The organism is Methylocystis sp. IM3, from assembly GCF_038070105.1.
Classification (GTDB): Bacteria; Pseudomonadota; Alphaproteobacteria; order Rhizobiales; family Beijerinckiaceae; genus Methylocystis.
This window is the reverse complement of sequence record NZ_JBBPBZ010000005.1, coordinates 163,667-181,506: the sequence shown is the minus strand read 5'-3', so window position 1 is coordinate 181,506 and position 17,840 is coordinate 163,667. Positions and strand designations below refer to the sequence as shown.

Here is a 17,840-nt window from a genome sequence, read left to right as displayed (position 1 = left end):
GGCATGGTCGGTCGCTCCTAGCGACCATCGAACGCAGGCTTCGCGTCCGTCATTTGCAGACCCATTCGCTCGTCCGAAGAGGCGTGCGCATGGACGTCGTCTGCTGTTGGTTTGATCCGGAACCACGCGGCGTAGAGCGCAGGAAGGAAGAGCAGGATCAGCACCGTGCCGACTGCCGTGCCGCCGATGAGCGTATAGGCCATCGATCCCCAGAAGACGGAGTGTGTAAGGGGGATGAAGGCGAGCACGGCGGCAAGCGCGGTCAGGGTCACGGGCCTCGTGCGTTGCACCGTGGCTTCGATGACCGCGTGATAGTCGTCGAGGCCGGCGGCGCGGTTCTCCTTGATTTGTTCTGTCAGGATCAGCGTGTTGCGCATCAGGATGCCAGCCAGTCCGATCAGGCCGAGAATGGCGTTGAATCCGAAAGGCTGGTTGAAGGCGAGCAACATGGGCACGACTCCGACGAGGCCGAGCGGCGCGGTCAGCATGACCATGCCCATTGTCGAGAAGGACCGTACCTGCAGCATGATGATGATGAGCATGGCGGCGATCATGGCCGGGAAGATCTTAACCAGCGCGACGTTGGCCTTGGTCGCCTCCTCGATTGAACCGCCGGTATCTATCCGGTAACCGGACGGAAGGGAGGCGATCAGCGGCTGGAGGGCCGTCATGATCTCTTTGGAGACCTCTGGAGGCTGCGTCGCTTCATTGACGTCAGAGCGGATTGTGATAGCGGGCGTGCGGTCGCGACGCTTCAGGATCGGCTCTTCCAGACGGATTTCCGAGTGGCCGATCTGGTCGAGCGGAATCTGGCGGCCGTCCCGGCTCATCAGCGAGAAATCCGCCAGACGCGTTGGGTCCAAACGCTCGCCGCCGGCGCTGCGCGCCACGATGGGGACGTTGCGGATGTCCTCGCGGACCTGCGTGACGGCGATGCCGGTGAGGAGGAATTGGAGCTGCTGGCCCACCTCCGCTGGCGAGAGGCCGATGAGGTTCAGCCGATCCTGATCCGGGATGAAGCGAAGCACGGGCGTGCGATTGCCCCAATCGCGGTTCGCTTGCCGCACGTCGGGCACGCCACGCATGATGCCGAGGGCTTTTTCAGAGATATCGTACAATTGCGCGGGATCGGGCCCCATGACCCGAAACTCGACCGGGAAGGGCGTGTAGGGTCCGAACACGAGCTGAGTGACGCGCACATAGGCCTCAGGCGCCAGCCCCTGTGACACGGCCGCTCGGAGCCGGCTCTTCAACGCCTCGCGCGCCTCTGCGTCCGGCGTCAGCACGACGATCTTGGCGAAGGCGGAGTCCGGCAGTTCCGGCGACATCGCGAAGAAGAAGCGGGGAGCGCCCTGACCGACATAGCTCGTGACGATCTTCGCCTCGGCCTGGCTGTTCAGCCAATGTTCGAGCTTCTCGACCGTGGCGGTCGTCGTCTCAATGCTGGCGCCGTCCGGCAGGCGAACCTCCACCAGCACTTCGGGGCGATCGGATGTCGGGAAGAACTGCTGTTTGAGCGCGCCCATGCCGGCGCCGGAGAGCGCGAAGGCGATGCCGACGATGCCGCACGTTACGAACTTGTGGCGCACGGCGAATGTGATGAGGCGTCGTAGACGCTGGTAGTTTGGCGTGTCGTAAATCGCGTGAGAGCCGCCTTCGATTGGCTTGAACGCGGGCAGCAGCTTGACGCCGAGATAAGGCGTGAAGACCACCGCGACGATCCAGGAGACGATGAGGGCGAACCCCACGACCCAGAAGATGTTGCCGGCGTATTCGCCGGCCGACGAGCGCGCGAAGCCCACTGGCAGGAAGCCGGCAATCGTCACGAGCGTGCCGGACAGCATCGGCGCCGCGGTGTGGCTCCACGCATAGGCCGCCGCCTTGATGCGGTCCATGCCCTCTTCCATTTTCACCACCATCACCTCGATGGCGATGATGGCGTCGTCGACGAGAAGGCCGAGCGCCAGGATGAGGGCGCCGAGCGTGATGCGGTCGAAGAAGCGGCCCGTTTCCAGCATGATGAGGAACACGACGGCAAGCGTCAGAGGGACGGCGGCCGCCACGACGATGCCGACGCGCCAGCCGAGGCTGAGCAGGCTCACCAGCAGCACCACGCCGAGCGCCATCGCGAACTTCATCATGAATTCATCGACCGCCGAGGTGATGTTGACGGCCTGGTCGCTGACCTTGGCGAGCGTCATTCCCAGTGGCAGCGTTTGCGCGATGGCTGCGGACCTTTCCTCCAGCGCCTTGCCGAGCGCGAGGCCATCCCAGCCCTCCTGCATAACCGCCGCGAGCATGATGGTGGGCTCGCCCTGGTGTCGGATGAGGTAGGTGGGAGGATCCTCGTAGCCGCGGCGGACCTCGGCGACGTCGGAGAGCTTCAGCGTGCGCCCCGCAGCCACGATTGGCGTGTCGGCGATCGCCTGGGCGCTGTCATAGGCCCCGTCGATCCGGATGAAGACCTGCGGCCCCTTTGTGTCGATCGAGCCTGCCGGCGTGACGGTGTTTTGCCTCTGCAAGGCGGCGACGATATCCTGCGCCGACACGCCGAGGGTCGCCAGTTTGGCGTAGGAAAACTCAACGAATATCTGCTCGGGACGTTCGCCAAGGATATTGATCTTCTTGACGCCGGGCACGTGCAGGAGGTCCTGGCGGATGGTTTCGGCTTGCCTTGCGAGCTCCCGCATCGGCATGCCTTTCGCCTTGAGAGCGTAGAGGCCGAAGCTCACGTCCGAATATTCGTCATTGACGAAAGGGCCGAGCACGGTGGACGGCAGCTTGCGGGCTTCATCCCGGAGCTTTTTGCGGGCTTGGTAGAACTCCTCCTGCACGCTCGATGGCGGCGTGCTGTCCTTCAGGGTTACCGTCATGTAGGAGTAACTTGGCCGTGTGGTCGTCTCCACGCGGTCGTACCAGGTCAGCTCCTGAAGCCGCTTCTCCAACGGTTCGGCGATGAGGTCCTGCATCTCGCGCGCCGTCGCGCCCGGCCATACCGTCGTGACCGTCAGGGTCTTGATGGTGAAGGAGGGGTCCTCCGCCCGCCCGAGCATGACAAAGGCGTAGGCGCCGGCGGCCGCCAGCAGGAGGATGAAGAAGAGGGTGACGGCCCGTTCGCGAACCGCGATCGCGGAAAGATTGAGGTTCATCGGGCGCCCCTGCTTTCGGGAGCAGTCCTGACGCGCGCGCCGTCTTGCAAGAGATGCGCGCCGAGCGAAACAACCGGGTCGCCGGAGTTCAGTCCGGAGATCACGGCGGTTTCGCTGGCTACACGCACGAGCTTGACGGATCGAAAGTGGACGGTCGAGGTGACGCTGTCGAAGACCCAAACGCCGGTCTTCCGGCCGTCGTCGAGTACGGCTCCGAGCGGCACTTGGACTTCCGGCCGACTTGCCTTGCTTGCCAATCGAATGGTCACCGTGGCGCCGAGGGGCGCCGCCGAAGCCGCGCCGTCGAGCACGTATCGCGCTTCGTAAGTGCGGGTCCGACCATCCGCGGAATCCGACAACTGCCGCAGATGCGCCGTATAGCGTCGCCCATCGCCCCCATACACGCTGGCCTCGGCCGCCGAGCCGATCGCCGGTCGGATGGTTTCGGGAAGCGCGACGACCGCTTCGCGAGGACCGGCTTGTGCAAGCCGAACCACGGTCTGGCCGGCGGAGACGACCTGTCCCGGCTCGCCAAGCGTTTCCATCACCATTCCATCGGTGTCCGCCACCAGGACGGAATAGGCCGCCTCGTTCTCGGAGACCCGCGCCTCGGCTTCGGCGGCCGCGAGTTGCGCCTTGGCCGAATCCGATGCGGCTTTCGCCTGCTCGTAGCGCTGTCGGGTAACCCATCCTTCGCTTAACAACTTGGCGTATCGCCGCTCATCCGGGACCAGCTGGGTGACGGAGGCGCGGGCCGCTGCGACGGCGTTACGCTTCGCGGCGAGCGCATGGCGTAGGTCGGTTTCGTCGATCCGCATCAGCGGCTGGCCTGCTTTGACCTGCTGCCCGGCATTCACAAGCCGTTGCACGATCTTACCGGCGACGCGAAAACCGAGATCGCTCTGCACCCTAGCCCCTATGACGCCCGTAAAGCCGCGTTCGGATCCACTCACTCGCGTCGCCGGCGCCAGTCGAACGAGCGGAGGCTCCTGTCTCGGGTCGTTCATGGCCGAGGCTTCCTGCGTGCGCATGGAAACTGTGATGAGCGCGGCAGCCCCAGACACCGTGAGAAGGCCCCCCAGCACGACAGCGGGTCTCTTTTTCATGCCCCTCTCCTCAAACCAAAATTAGATTGCGTTCGAACTCTCGGATAGATTTCGAACGCAATCTAAAAGATGGAGGTCGGGATGCGCGTAAGTCGCACTCAGGCAGCGGAAAACCGCGAGACGGTAATCAACGTGGCAAGTCGGCTCTTTCGGGAGCGCGGCTTTGACGGCATCGGCCTTAAGGATCTGATGAAGGGCGCCGGGCTGACCCAAGGCGCCTTTTACAAGCAGTTCGCGTCAAAGGAGGACTTGGCTGCACAGGCGTCCAGGCGGGCCTTGGAGAGCGCCTTCAACCGATGGTCAGCCGCGATCGCGGCCAAACCCGAGGATCCGCTTGGCGCGGTGATGGCGTTTTACCTCAGTATGGGCCATCGCGAGAAAAAGATGGAAGGCTGCCCACTCGTTGCGCTCGCCGCAGACGCCTCCAGACAGGGCGGTGAGGTGAAGGCGTCATTCGAAGCTGGCATCAAGGCGCATCTTGAAGTCCTTGGCCGCTTGATTGCCGAAACCAAGGATTCGGAGGCCAAGGGCAAGGCCATGGCCGTCCTCTCGATGATGGTTGGCGCGGTGACGCTATCGCGCGCCGTCAACGACCCCGAGCTCGCTGAAGCCCTTCTGGATGCGGCAGCCGAACAGATTCGCGAAGTCGTCGCTTCGCCGAAGCGCAGGCGCTGATCCGGGGATCATGATCGCCCCGTTCCCCTCATTCTGAGCTCGGTTTGACATGTTCAAGAAGACTGGGGCGGCGACCATTGGGTCTGTTTCCCGTTTCGTCCGCCGCGAGCGGATGTGCCTCTTCGTCATGGCGCTCGGCGGTTTGTTGCTTGGGAAGACTGAGCCTCTTTCCGCCGAAACGCTTCTCTCCGCGCTTTCGCGCGCCTATGCCGGCAATCCGGACCTCAACCAAAGCCGCGCCGCCGTCCGCGTCCGGGACGAGGAAATGCCCAAGGCGCTTGCCGGGATACGGCCCAAAGTCAATATCCAGGCTTCCGCAGGTCCCCTTTATGGCAAGCGCTTGCCGGCCGGGCGAAACGCAATGACCGGCCAGCGTCAGTTCACGCAGGAAGAATATACGGGCTATCCGCGCGGCGCGGCGCTCAACGTGTCGCAAAGCATTTTCGACGCAGGCCGCACGACAAATTCGGTGAGACAGGCCGAGGCGAACGTCTTCGCAGCGCGCGCAACCATGAGGCTCACCGAGCAGGCGACCCTGCAAAACGGCGCAACCGCCTATATGAACGTGTTGCGCGACACGGCGATCGTGAATCTGCGCAAGAGCAACATCGCCGTGTTGCGCTATTATCATCGGCACCGCTATTACCGCCGGGGCTATGGTTATCGCTACGATCCCGCCGGGGCGATGTTCGCCGGCGCGGCGCTCAGTATCATGGGAGCGGGCATTGCCGCCGCCACGGCGCCCCGCTACTAAGGCTGGGGTTATCCCTATGGCGGCTGGGGATGGTGAAGGGGGCTTAAATTGTGCTTCTTTCAGCCGAGCCGGTATTTATCGAGCCAGTTGGTGAGGGTCTGGTAGCTGAGCAGTCCCAGGATGGCGGCCGTGTGCGTCTTGTTGCCATGCGCGGCACCCATGGCCCGGGCGAGATAATGTCGCGCCACCTCGGCTAGCAGATCAGGGAGATCGATACCCCGCTCCAGCGGCCGATTCAGCACGGCGGCGACATCGGTCTGCGAGCGCGGCGACAGGGCGTCAGCGATGTCCTCCACCTCGATCCCCGCGCCGTCGCTCCAAACGGGCGCCCGGCGGAGCGTGTTCTCCAGCTCGCAGATGTTTCCGGCCCACATCTGCCGCATCAGCAGGCTTTTCACCTCAGCCGAGATATTCCTTGGCGTGAAGCCAGGCTCCCTCGCGCTCTGTTCGTTTATCCGCTTGAGCAAGCCATCGATCAGGGGCTCCAAATCGCCCACGCGCTCGCGCAGCGGCGGCATGCGCAGAACCAGAACGGCCAGGCGGTAAAAAAGATCTTCTCGAAAACGGCCAGCGGCCACTTCGGCGGCGAGCTCGCGGTTGGTCGCGGCGATGACGCGGACATCAACCTGCAGGGTCTTGTCGTCCCCCATGCGGCGGACTTCCCCCTCCTGAAGCGCCCGCAACAGCTTCACCTGACCCGCGAGCGGCAACTCCCCGATTTCGTCCGGCTTTCGTGGCCCGCGCGATCAGCCGTTGCTCTGTTCGACTTACAGCAAGGAAACCATGACTGCAGATGCTTGTGGTCGAGTGGGTAACTTTCGCGCTCACAGGAGACCCGTCGAAGGCCGTCGAAATTATGCCTCACCAAGATGCAACTGCACGCCGAGTCCCAAACGCTCTTTCTAGAACGAGGCCGTTTATGAATCGCTTAGTCAGATTTTTATGCACTGCAGCGATCAGCGTAGCGCTAGGCATCGGTCAGCCCGAGTTGGGAGTTGCAGGTGGCCACGGGGGTGGCGGAGGAGGCGGCGGGTTTGGCGGCTCCCATGGGGGCGGCGGAGGTTTTGGTGGTCCCCGTGGCGGCGGCTTTGGCGGCTTGCTTAGCGGCTTCGGCGGCTTTGGTGGTCCCCGTGGGGGCGGCGGGTTTGGTGGCCCCCATGGCGGCGGCTTTGGCGGCATGCTTGGCGGCTTCGGAGGGAGAGGCTTCCGAGGTGGTGACTTTGGAGGTGGCGGCTGGGGAGGAGGAAGGCACGCAGGCGGTTACCAGGGCGGCTTTAGCGCCAGAGGTCCAGCCGGCGTCCACGGCGGTCTCGCCCCGAGTCGCACCGGTTTTCTCGGGGGCGGCGGGTTTGGTGGCTTCCATAATGGAGGTGGAGTCTTTCATGGCCCCCATGGCGGAGGTTTTGGCGGATTTGGAGGCAGGGGCTTTGGAGGTGGCGGCTGGGCCGGCTACGGGGGCCGCGGCGCTTTGGCCGGCGGCTTGGCCGCTTACGGCGGCTGGAGTGGTTACCGCGGCGGCTGGGGCCACGATGGTTGGGGTGGCTGGTCGGGCGGTTGGGGCGAACGTGATGGCTGGGGCGGTTACGGCTGGCGCGGCTGGAACGGCTACGATGGTTGGGATGTTTGGCCTGGCGCTTGGGCTGCCTACGATGGGTGGGGTGCTTGGCGTGGCTTTTGGGGCGGCTGGCTAGTCGCTTATGGCGGCTGGGGCATCTGGCCCGGCTTGTGGGGCTGGGATTTGTGGCCTCTGTGGGCTGGCCTGACACTGGCCAGCGCCTATGCGTGGGACTCGCCCTACGCACCCTACGCATATCCCGTTCCTGCCTACGAGTATCCTCTCTATGGCTCCGGGTATCCGCTGGATGATTATGCGGGGCCTGCGTATGCCTCCCCCGCGTCCTACGCAGTTTATGGAGTGCCGCTTTGGTAAGGTTGTGGGCGCGGAACGTAAGCGGTATGCCGTTCCCTCGCTTCGGCCGCCATAGAATATTGGCGTATCAGCCTTCTAAAAGGAACACTATGAGTATGAATAAGAGCACAGTTGCGTCACTGGCTTTCGCTATCTCTGCCGTTTTTTGCGCGGTCAACGCCCAAGCACGGGGGGCTAGATCGACCAATCAAGAGTCTGCCGACCAGGGTGTGACGTGTCGAATGAACGAACACGTCGACGGTCAGCTCGGCTATATCCAAGCGGAGCTCAAGATCTCCGAGGCGCAGATACCGCAGTGGAATGTCTTCGCCGGCGCATTCCGTGCGGATAAGGAAAAACAGGCTCGGCTTTGCGCGATGGCGCAAGAACAGGCCCGTTCAATGGCGACCGCCCCTCTGCCCGATTCAATGGGAATGATGGCTGATCGTTTGACAGCACGGCTGGAGTCCATACGGACAATGCAGGCGGCGATAGCGCCACTTTACGCGAGTTTGAGCGCGGAACAGAAGAAAAAGGCCGACGAAATTATGAAAGGCGTCTCAGGGATGTGATCCCTCGCTTATAAGGCTGGGCGCGCGCCTCAGAAATCAGGTGGGCCGCCCTCCTCCAGCCTGCATTTGCTTGCCAGGAACGCGACGCTGTCGCAGATTGTTTTCGGAAACACCGATAAATGAAGGACGCAGGGCCAGGTGAGCGCTATGTGACCAGCCAAGGGTCAACAGGGGCTAATCCGTAGTGGGGCGTGACTGGCGATGGCGGACGAGAACTGGCTCGATATTTGCTCCCTGGAGGAAGTTTCCGAGTCGCTACTCTGCCGCGTCAAAGCGGCTAATATCGACTTTGCCGTCTCGTTCAAGGATGCACGAGTCGGAGTGGTTTCCAATATTTGCAACCACGTTGGCGGCCCTCTCGGCGACGGTCGGTTGGAAGGGGAATACATTATCTGTCCGTGGCACAATTGGAAATTCCATCGTTGCACTGGGATCGGCGAACCCGGCTTCGAAGGAGATTGTGTTCCCGCTTATCCAGTGAAAGTCGTGAACGGGCGTGTTCTCGTCGATCTGAAAGCCGTCACAAAGCGCAAGAAGGCTCCGCACGAGCCAAACCCGCTTGCGAGGCGGGTCGAACGTTCGCCAGGCCCACTGCGTCTCGTAGGTATCTCGACTACGGTGATGGATCCCGCGAACCCAAGATTTTCCGGCTCGGACCACGTCCTCACTCAGGCCCTGGAAGCTGCCAACGAACTCGGCGCCGAGACGCGATTGATCAAGTTGAACGACCTCCGATTCCGCGCCTGCGAAGGCTATTATTCCAAGTCCGCGCATGCGTGCACGTGGCCGTGTTCGATCACGCAAATGGATAAAAATGATCAGATGGATCGCGTCTATGAGGCGCTGGTGCATTGGGCCGATGCAATCCTCGTAGCGTCGCCTATCCGCTGGGGAGCTGCCTCCTCTCTTTATTTCAAGATGGCTGAGCGACTCAACTGCATTCAAAATCAGGTCACAATTAGCAATCGAGTTCTCATACGCAATAAGGTTGCAGGCTTCATCATCGTGGGCGGCCAGGACAATATTCAGGCGGTCGCCGGACAAATGCTCGGATTTTTCGCTGAGCTCGGATTCATATTCCCCCAATTTCCTTTTATAGCTCACTCGCGAGGCTGGTCGCATGAAGATATGGAGCGGAATGTTGAGATCGTGCGGCATTCGAAGGAACTGGCGGAGGGTGCCGCGGCGCTTGCAAAACGATGCCTCGATCTCGCGGAAGATCTGATCGCGCGCGACGAGGCTCCTGCTTCCATTCAACGCGGGGGCCGCAAGGCTCACCCGCTTAGCGTGGAGCGATCCGAGCCACAATTAGGCCAACGCGTTAAGCCCATTGACTGAGAAGGGAGAAAAGCCGCTCGCTCAAAGATGTCTTGTCGCCGCCGAGAAGAAATTGAAGGGGGCGGCACTGAATACCTTCACAAAGAAGTGCGAGAGAGATGCGGCCAAAAGCATTTGTGACACTGCCGCCAATGAGAAAAACCTTCATGGAGCGGCGCGGACCAGCTTCACCAATAAGTGTGTGAAGGACTCCATCGCGCATTGAGAAAATTTCGCAGCGTAGCCATGGAAAGAAAATGGAGCCGTGGCCGTGCTCGCTTTCGCATGTTCAGAGCGACTATAGAGAGGATTAAATGACCGGACATATCAAACTCGCGGTGGGTGCGGCCCTAGCTGCTGCCATGGCTACCTTGGCGCCGAGCGCCGCATCGGCCCTGCCAGTAGCGACTGAAGGCGCTATTTCCCGCGCCGCGCCGGGCGTGGAGAAGGCCGGCTTGGTTTGCGACGATTGGGGACGTTGCTGGCGGACAGCCCCCTCTTACTATGGGGGCGGTTGGGGGCCAGGCCCTTACTATGGTGGAGGCTGGCGACCCCGCCCTTGTGTCCCTCGGCAATCAAATTTGGCTCGGGATTATCTGCGGCCTTTCATCACTCTGAAAGAGGTCTTGATTTCGTAACCAGGCAATTGGTTGGCTTCAGGCTTGGCGGGAAGGCAAAATTCAGGCAGCTTAGGAGTGCCGCAATGCCTGAGGGGGGCTATGCGCAGAGCTATAATAATAGAGAATCAACGATGTATAAAAAAATCCTCATTCCGATTGATCATGACGCACCTGAGATAGTCGAACGCTCGCTTGGCGTCGCCCAGGCCCTCGCCAATGCTGACGGCGGGGCGCAGCTGCGGCTGATCAATGTACAACCGCTCGTACCCGTAAGCTTGCTTGGCTATCTCCCACCGAGCTTCGACGAAGACATGCAAAAAGACGCCGAGAAGAAACTTGCAGAAATCGCCGGCAAGCTGTCCTGGCCGTCTGTGACGCCTTCGACTGTCGTGCGTTACGGCGCCGTCTATCCTGAGGTCCTTGCTGAAGCTGAAGACTGGGGGGCTGATTTGATAATCGTCGGTTCGCATCGGCCGGGAATGGCCACTTATCTTCTGGGCTCTAGCGCCGCTGCGATCGTGCGCCATGCGAAATGCTCGGTGCTGGTCGTGCGCGAATAGGCACTACGCTTCAAGCTTCGTTGATGAGCGGTCAGGGAAGGAATCTGATGTTCTACCCGGCGCAGGCGCAAGACTCGGCAGAATTGGAGTAGGTCGCGTCTCGACATGGCCGGAGAGACGCTAGCCTCCTGACGACTGGGCGTCCGAGCATTTGTCTACGGGCCCGAGACGGGATGGCCGGGACCACATAATCCGGGGCTCACACTCTATATGAGGGCGGCGATGTCACGTTAACTCGCACAGAGTGTAATGAAGGGCTATTGGTCACCATTTCAGAGTGGTAGCGCCACGGATTTGCAATCTGAGATCGCCCTGAGGCGATGTCGATGGGTGGCGATGCGGAGCGGCAAGACACCGGAGCCCCTGCACGCTCGCTTCCGCTTTCGTAAAGGGGACATGGGAGTTTTCGGCGCGATTATTCAAACGTTTGTGCGATTGATCCTCGACGCCGGCATGATCTTTCCGCGCTGCGGCATAGGAGCCGAGCTTGTAGGTGAAAAGTCATTTTATCTTGAACTTGATATTTTTCTCCCGGCGATCGAAGGCGGGCATAGTAAACATGCTGTCTACCATCTTGTTGTGTCCACATTGGAATCCGCGATAGACGCCCGAACGATGAGAGATCTATGAAGGTCAATGACCGAACGATACGGCGCGCCTTGATCGTCGTCGCGCTGGGCGGGCTCGCAGTTGGGCTTGTGGCCACGCTTGCGGCGCGGTCCGAGATCGCGCACTGGGCCTGGATCACTGGAACGGCGCCAGTTATCACAGTTCTCTTGTTTGCGATTGTCCGTGACCTGCGCGCCGGCCGAATGGGCGTCGATCTGCTGGCGCTCCTTTCGATGGCCGCGGCTCTTGCACTTGGCGAAACCCTCGCCGGAGTGATCGTCGCCGTCATGTACGCCAGCGGCCAGGCACTGGAAGACTACGCGGTCGGGCGCGCGGAACGAGACTTGAAAGCACTCATCGATCGCGCGCCGCGCGTCGCACATCGAAAGCGCGGTGACGCCCTCGAAGATGTGCCGATCGACCAAGTCGCGGTTTGGGACACGATTCTCGTGAGCGCCGGCGAGGTCGTTCCGATCGACGGCCAGGTCGCTAGCTCCAGCGCCTTGATCGATGAGTCCATGTTGACAGGCGAGCCCCTCCCTGTGATGCGACAAGTCGGCGAAGCTGTGAGTAGCGGCACGATCAATGTCGGCGAGACATTCGAGATGCGCGCCAGCGCGACAGCGGGCGACAGCGCTTATGCCGGAATCGTTCGGATGGTCACTGCGGCGCAGACCGCCAAGGCGCCATTTATCCGTATGGCGGATCGCTATGCGCTTCTACTCGTGCCCGTCACGCTTTGCATTACCGGCGTCACTTGGTGGTTGTCGGGTGATCCCATCCGAGCGCTGGCGGTGCTCGTTGCGGCGACGCCCTGCCCGTTGATCCTGGCTGCGCCGGCCGCCTTTATTGGAGGCACCGCGCAAGCTGCGCGCCGCGGCATCTTGGTCAAGGGCGGCGGGCCGCTCGAGACGCTCGCGCGCATCCATACCGTGATGTTCGACAAGACCGGAACCTTGACGGTTGGCGGCGCTCGCCTCGTGGCCGTTGAGACCGCTCCTGGCGTGGCGCCCGACGAAGCGTTGCGGCTTGCAGCCTCTCTCGAACAGGCGTCGCACCATGTTCTGGCGGCGACGATCGTGTCCACAGCTCAAAGCAAAGGCCTCTCTCTTCACGCACCTGATAATGTTCGCGAGGCCTTGGGATCCGGATTGGAGGGCGTCATAGAGGGGCGCAAAGTCAGCGTCGGCTCACTCCAATTCGTCCACGGCGAAGGCCGGCTCGAGGAATGGGCGCGCCGGGCCGCTCGGCGCGCATCCTGGCGTTCGGCGCTTACGGTGTTCGTGGCCGTCGACGGCCGCGTGATCGCAGTGCTTTTATTCGGCGACGAGCTACGCCGCGAAACGCCGCGAGCCATTCAGGCTCTGCGACGTGCTGGCGTCGCCAGGATCGTGATGGTGACGGGTGATCGTGCCGAACCGGCCGAAACGATCGGCGCGGCCCTCGATCTCGACACGGTGCTTGCCGAGCGCGTTCCCTCCGACAAGGTCGACGCGGTCGTCATGGAGCGACGGCTCGCTCCAACCTTGATGGTTGGCGACGGCATCAACGATGCCCCAGCTCTTGCCGCGGCAAATGTTGGCCTGGCCATGGGCGCGCGCGGAGCCAGCGCCTCCTCGGAGGCTGCAGACGCGGTCATTCTGGTCGATCGGCTGGATCGCGTCGCCGAGGCGGTTGCGATCGCCGGGCGTACGCGGGCGATCGCGATGCAAAGCATGATCGCGGGAATGGGCCTGTCGGGAATAACGATGATCGCCGCTGCGTTTGGATATGTGACTCCGGTCGCTGGAGCACTCATCCAAGAGGCCATCGACGTCAGTGTGATTCTGAATGCGCTGCGCGCGCTTGCGCCGCCGGGCGCCTTCGATCAGCCTCCGATGTCGGAAGCAGCAGCGACCGTTCTTCGCGAGGATCACGAAAGGATAGAGATTAGCCTTGAGCGCCTACGTCAAATCGCAGACGCGCTGGATGGCGCAGAGGCGGCCGAGGCGGTCGAACATGTTCTCGAGGCCAATCGGATTGTGGAGACGGTCATCGTCGGACACGAACGCGAGGACGAAGAGACGATCTATCCGCGCGTATCGAAGTATCTCAACGACAGCCATGGGTTGAGCGCCATGAGCCGCGCCCATCGTGAAATCTTGCATCAGGCCAGGCTGTTGGGGCGCTTGTCGGACGGGCTGCGGCCGAATGAGGCTGAACCCTATCTCATACGCGACGCCCAGCGTATCATTGAGTCCATCGAATCTCTGGTGCATATACACAACGCGCAGGAAGAAGACATTTATGAGCACGCTGCGGCCCGGCTGGGCCTTGAGGCGAGTGCGCCGCGCGATGGGACGCCGAGGATGCATTCCGGACGTGGAGCTGCGGCATTTGAACATGCGCTCGAAAGCGCGTCCGAAGGCAGAGGACGTTGGCCGATGCTCGCGGGCGCGCTGATCCTCCTTGCTCTGGTGGCCGGCGGCGCTTATTGGGGCGGCGACTTTTTTGCTCGCTTTCGCCCTGGGGCGCCCTTGGCGGAACGCGAATTGAGCGAGATTAAGACCGTGGGCGTTGTCAGCGGCGAGACGGAGATGCCGATCACAGCTAGCGTCTCTGGGGTCATCGCGGCGGTTTCTTGCGACATCGGTTCCATTGTGAAGGCTGGGCAGGTTTGCGCGGAAATCGACTCCCGCCCGTACCGTCTCATTGTCGAACGCAGCAATGCCGATCTGACTCTCGCCAATGGCCGGCTCACGAAGGCCAAAGCCCAATTTGCTCGCGCGCAAGCGACCTATGAGCGAGCCCAGAATCTCTCTAACCGCAAAGCTATCGCCTCCGGCGCGCTGACGGCCTCGCAAAAACTATTGGAGCAAAGGCAGGCGGACGTCGTACGTGCAGAAGCCTCCGTCGCCCTGATCGAAGCGGCGCTCAGTTCGGCGCGAGGCGATCTCGAGCGCACATCCATCCTTTCGCCAATTGAGGGGACCGTGGTCGCGCGAGACGTCCGGACCGGCCAAACGGTTGTGGCCGGCCATCCTCTGTTTCGCGTCGTCGCCGATCCTCGCATCGTGAAAATCAGAGTTAGCGTCGATGTACGAGTTGCCACCGCACTGCGAGTCGGCGACGCGGTGTCGTTCAGCGTCGAGCGGGAGCCCGACTATCGGTTCGAAGGCCAGGTAACGCAGATTTCCATTGACCCGAGGGCGACGGAACCCTCCGGGAAATATGACGTCGTCGTCACCGCGGCAAATCCGGATCTGCGGCTCGCGCCGGGTATGTCGACGACGATCCGGATGACGCCTCGGAGTCAGGCCGCTCCCGCCGCCCGACGACGACATAAGTCTCCGTCCCAATCTGCCGATGACGCCGTCAGTCAAAAACGGCGACAGCATAGCCGTCGCCTGGGACGGAGCGTTCTTGCGCGCCATTTAGGAGGCGGCGATAATCAAACAGGCGCCACGGCCGGCTGAAGTTCGTCGGCGCTAAGTTGGGTTTGCTCGATGGATCAGCCCGCGATAACGCGCCCTGCCGTTTTCCTCGCGCGGGGCCTATGCAAGAGTTACGTCTCGGGCGAGCGCGTAATCTATGCGCTACGCAATCTGGATCTCGACATCTACGAGGGCGAGTTTGTCGTTCTACTGGGGCCCTCGGGATCTGGAAAGTCGACATTGCTCAATATTCTCGGCGGGCTCGATACGCCGACCTCGGGAAATGCTGCTTGGAGGGAACACGTACTGACGGGGGCGAGCGAAGCGGAGCTCACACGCTATCGACGCGAACATGTCGGGTTCGTATTTCAATTTTACAATCTGATACCCAGCCTCACTGTATTGGAAAATGTCCAGCTCGTCGCGGAGATCGCCTTAAATCCAATAAGGCCGGAAGTTGCGCTGGATCTCGTCGGGCTCTCTGAAAGGCTTGACCATTTCCCGTCGCAGCTTTCGGGCGGAGAGCAGCAGCGCGTCGCTGTCGCGCGTGCGATTGTTAAACGACCGGATGCGCTTCTATGCGACGAACCGACAGGTGCCCTCGATCTTGAAACCGGCAAAATGGTCCTTGCGGCGATCGCCCGCGCGAATGTAGAGATCAGGTCAACGACGATCGTCATTACACATAACAGTTCTATAGGGGGAATGGCCGACAGAGTCCTGCGTCTCAGCCAAGGCCGCATTAGCGCTGTCGAACACAATCGTCGCAAGATCGAGCCAAAGGATTTGAGCTGGTGAGCATGCTCGATCGAAAGGTTCTCCGTGACCTTTGGAACCTACGTGGACAGGTGGTGACGATTGCGCTTCTTGTCGCCGCTGGCGTCACGGTCCTGGTCGGATCGGTCAGCGCCTATGTTTCTCTCGTCACAACAGCGGAGAATTATTATCAGACGAATCGCTTCGCAGTGCTTTGGGCCGATGTGAAGCGCGCCCCGCGCAATTTGGCGGGTAGGATCAGCGAAATTCCCGGGGTCGGCATCGTCGAAGCGCGTGTTGTTAAAGAGGTCCGGGTCGACTGGCCGCAATCGGAAACGGCAGTGTCCGGGCGGATGATCTCGCTCCCCGACGCAGGGCAATCGGAATTGAACGGCCTCACGATTTCGATCGGGCGTTCCGTCGATCCGGCTCAGCGGGACGAGGCGGTCATCAACGCGGCTTTTGCGGAGAGCTGGAACGTTAGACCTGGAGACGCCATAGACGTCGTTCTAAACGGACATGCGCAGAAATTCCGCATCGTCGGGATCGCAAATTCTCCCGAGTTCGTCTATGCGGCGACCCCTGGCAAGCCGCTCCCAGACGATCGCACCTTTGTAGTCATGTGGGTCGCAGAAAGGGCGGTCGCTGCTGCTTTCAACATGGAAGGCGCGTTCAATTCACTCACGTTGTCGCTCGCTCCCGAGGCGATGGAGGCTCAGGTGATCGCCGAGATCGATAGAATCTTGGCGCCTTATGGAGCGGTTGGCGCCTTCGGGCGGCGCGATCAGCCCTCACATCGCTTTCTCTCCGACGAACTCGCTGAGCAGCGAACGCTGGCCTTGACGGCGCCACTCATCTTTTTTTCGATTGGAGCGTTTCTGCTCAATATCGTGCTGACACGTCTAATCGAGGCACAGCGCGAGCAGATCGCGGCTTTAAAGGCGCTCGGCTTCCCTTCCGTCCCGATCGCCATGCACTATGCAAAATTTGTCGGAACAATCGCTCTCGCCGGTTCCCTCGCAGGCGTCTTCATGGGGATTCGTTACGGGCAGGGAATGGTGGCCAATTACCGACCGTTTTTCCGCTTTCCGGACCTCGTTTATGTCGTACCGACCTGGCTCCCTGTCCTGGCGACATTGGCAAGTCTCGCTTCGGCCTTGAGCGGCGCGGCGCTGGCGGTACGGCGGGTGCTAAGGTTGACCCCGGCGGAGGGAATGCGCCCGGAGACGCCTGCGGGCGTCGCATTTCGCTTTGTCGACGAACCAATTCTAAGGAGATGGGGCCCCGGCACGAAGATGGTCTGGCGCGCGATCCTCGGCCGACCTGTGAAATCCGCATTGACCGTCCTCGGTCTAGCGCTCGCATTGCCGATGGTTGTCATGGGTCTGTTCTGGTGGGACGCTCTCGCCTACATGGTCGACGTCCAGTTTCGATTCGTCGAGCGCGCTGATGGGACCGTCACGATTGATGAACCCGTCTCTGATCGGGCTGTCCGTGAGATTGCGCATTTGTCGGGGGTTTGGGCGGCAGAGGGGTTGCGTGTCGTTCCTGTGCGGCTTTCGGCCGGCCACCTTAATTATCGCATGACGCTCACTGGCCTGGACGCCGACGCGGTCTTGCGCGCGCCCCGGGACGAGCGTCTGAGGGTCCATGCAGCCCCCCCAGAAGGACTGCTGTTGACTCGCGGTCTTGCCGATAGGTTGCATGTCGCGAGGGGGTCGGTCGTTGTCGTAGAATGCCTCGAAGGTCGCCGGGACGTGTTCCAGTTACCAGTCGCTGCCATCGTCGACGAGGCCCTCGGTTACAACGCTTACGTGGAAATTGGCGCACTCAACCGCTTGCTTCACGAAGGACGGGTGGTCAACCAAGTCGTCATGAGCGTCGATCCAACGCAATCGAATTCGATTTGGCGACGACTCGCGGAACGTCCGCACGTGATGACGACATCGGTCAAATCGGCGTGGTTGCGCATCTTCGATGAAAAAATCGGCGGGCTTGTCGTTCTTGCCGCCGTCGTACTGACGGCCTTTGGCGTAATCATCAGCGTGGCGATCGTCTATAACAGCGCTCGCATCGCCCTGCAGGAGCACGCATGGGAGCTGGCGAGTCTCTGCATCCTGGGCTTTACGCGCGGGGAAGTGTCGAGGATTCTTTTGGCGGAGCTCGGCGTGCAAATCGCAACATCCATCCCCTTGGGCCTCGTGCTCTCGCAATATATCGTGACGGTCATTCTTGCCGCGCGCAGCAATGAGAGCTTTAGCATTCCGCCTGTCATCAGCAACGCCACCTTCGCCTCCGCGACGCTTATTGTGTTCGGCGCAGGCGCGGCAAGCGCGTTGCTCGTGTGGCGGCGGATTGATCGGCTAGACCTCACGACGGTTTTGAAGACGCGAGAATGAA

The 17,840-nt window shown here is 61.5% G+C and carries 13 protein-coding genes and 1 pseudogene; 10 read left to right on the top strand and 4 right to left on the bottom strand.

The features are described from left to right. Positions 1 to 17 precede the first annotated feature (17 nt). Together WOC76_RS22690 and WOC76_RS22685 are read right to left on the bottom strand one after the other, a co-directional pair. Positions 18 to 3,149 carry an efflux RND transporter permease subunit gene (locus WOC76_RS22690; RefSeq protein WP_341390128.1) on the bottom strand — a complete coding sequence of 1,044 codons (3,132 nt, stop codon included), beginning with the start codon at positions 3,147 to 3,149 and terminating at the stop codon, positions 18 to 20. Next, complete coding sequence (locus WOC76_RS22685) at positions 3,146 to 4,255, bottom strand: efflux RND transporter periplasmic adaptor subunit (RefSeq protein WP_341103571.1); 1,110 nt, start codon at positions 4,253 to 4,255, stop codon at positions 3,146 to 3,148. The genes WOC76_RS22690 and WOC76_RS22685 overlap by 4 nt, the downstream gene beginning before the upstream one ends. Before the next feature lie 81 nt (positions 4,256 to 4,336). On the opposite strand from WOC76_RS22685, the gene WOC76_RS22680 reads away from it, so the two are divergent. After that, the gene (locus tag WOC76_RS22680; RefSeq protein WP_341103632.1) at positions 4,337 to 4,930 is read left to right on the top strand and encodes a TetR/AcrR family transcriptional regulator; all 594 of its coding nucleotides are present in this window, start codon (positions 4,337 to 4,339) and stop codon (positions 4,928 to 4,930) included. A gap of 49 nt (positions 4,931 to 4,979) precedes the next feature. After that, a complete protein-coding gene (locus WOC76_RS22675) occupies positions 4,980 to 5,684 on the top strand; it encodes a TolC family protein (RefSeq protein ID WP_341103570.1) in 705 nt (234 codons plus the stop codon). Positions 5,685 to 5,743: 59 nt separating this feature from the next. Here the strand turns inward: WOC76_RS22675 and WOC76_RS22670 are convergent, their stop codons facing one another. After that, a complete protein-coding gene (locus WOC76_RS22670; protein ID WP_341431621.1) occupies positions 5,744 to 6,403 on the bottom strand; it encodes a sigma 54-interacting transcriptional regulator in 660 nt (219 codons plus the stop codon). 248 nt (positions 6,404 to 6,651) lie between these two features. Beyond that, a complete protein-coding gene (locus WOC76_RS22665; protein WP_341103566.1) occupies positions 6,652 to 7,068 on the bottom strand; it encodes a hypothetical protein in 417 nt (138 codons plus the stop codon). Between the two features lie 767 nt (positions 7,069 to 7,835). Between WOC76_RS22665 and WOC76_RS22660 the strand changes: the two genes are divergently transcribed. The 8 genes and pseudogenes from WOC76_RS22660 to WOC76_RS22625 all read left to right on the top strand — a co-directional run bounded on the left by WOC76_RS22660 (position 7,836) and on the right by WOC76_RS22625 (position 17,839). After that, complete coding sequence (locus WOC76_RS22660) at positions 7,836 to 8,165, top strand: Spy/CpxP family protein refolding chaperone (protein ID WP_341103565.1); 330 nt, start codon at positions 7,836 to 7,838, stop codon at positions 8,163 to 8,165. A gap of 201 nt (positions 8,166 to 8,366) precedes the next feature. Next, positions 8,367 to 9,503, top strand: coding sequence for a Rieske 2Fe-2S domain-containing protein (locus WOC76_RS22655; RefSeq protein WP_341103564.1), 1,137 nt, complete (start codon positions 8,367 to 8,369; stop codon positions 9,501 to 9,503). A 682-nt stretch (positions 9,504 to 10,185) separates the two neighbouring features. Further along, positions 10,186 to 10,662 carry a universal stress protein gene (locus tag WOC76_RS22650; RefSeq protein WP_341103563.1) on the top strand — a complete coding sequence of 159 codons (477 nt, stop codon included), beginning with the start codon at positions 10,186 to 10,188 and terminating at the stop codon, positions 10,660 to 10,662. 330 nt (positions 10,663 to 10,992) lie between these two features. Continuing rightward, the gene (locus WOC76_RS24465; protein WP_445928484.1) at positions 10,993 to 11,292 is read left to right on the top strand and encodes a hypothetical protein; all 300 of its coding nucleotides are present in this window, start codon (positions 10,993 to 10,995) and stop codon (positions 11,290 to 11,292) included. Beyond that, positions 11,289 to 13,577, top strand: a pseudogene (locus WOC76_RS22640) (heavy metal translocating P-type ATPase); the annotation flags it as partial. The gene WOC76_RS24465 and the pseudogene WOC76_RS22640, both read left to right, overlap by 4 nt. A gap of 42 nt (positions 13,578 to 13,619) precedes the next feature. After that, complete coding sequence (locus WOC76_RS22635; RefSeq protein ID WP_341103630.1) at positions 13,620 to 14,726, top strand: efflux RND transporter periplasmic adaptor subunit; 1,107 nt, start codon at positions 13,620 to 13,622, stop codon at positions 14,724 to 14,726. Positions 14,727 to 14,756: 30 nt separating this feature from the next. Continuing rightward, positions 14,757 to 15,482 (top strand): ABC transporter ATP-binding protein, encoded by a 726-nt coding sequence (locus tag WOC76_RS22630; RefSeq protein WP_341103562.1) that lies wholly within the window; start codon positions 14,757 to 14,759, stop codon positions 15,480 to 15,482. 2 nt (positions 15,483 to 15,484) lie between these two features. Beyond that, the gene (locus tag WOC76_RS22625; protein ID WP_341390287.1) at positions 15,485 to 17,839 is read left to right on the top strand and encodes an ABC transporter permease; all 2,355 of its coding nucleotides are present in this window, start codon (positions 15,485 to 15,487) and stop codon (positions 17,837 to 17,839) included. Position 17,840 lies beyond the last annotated feature (1 nt).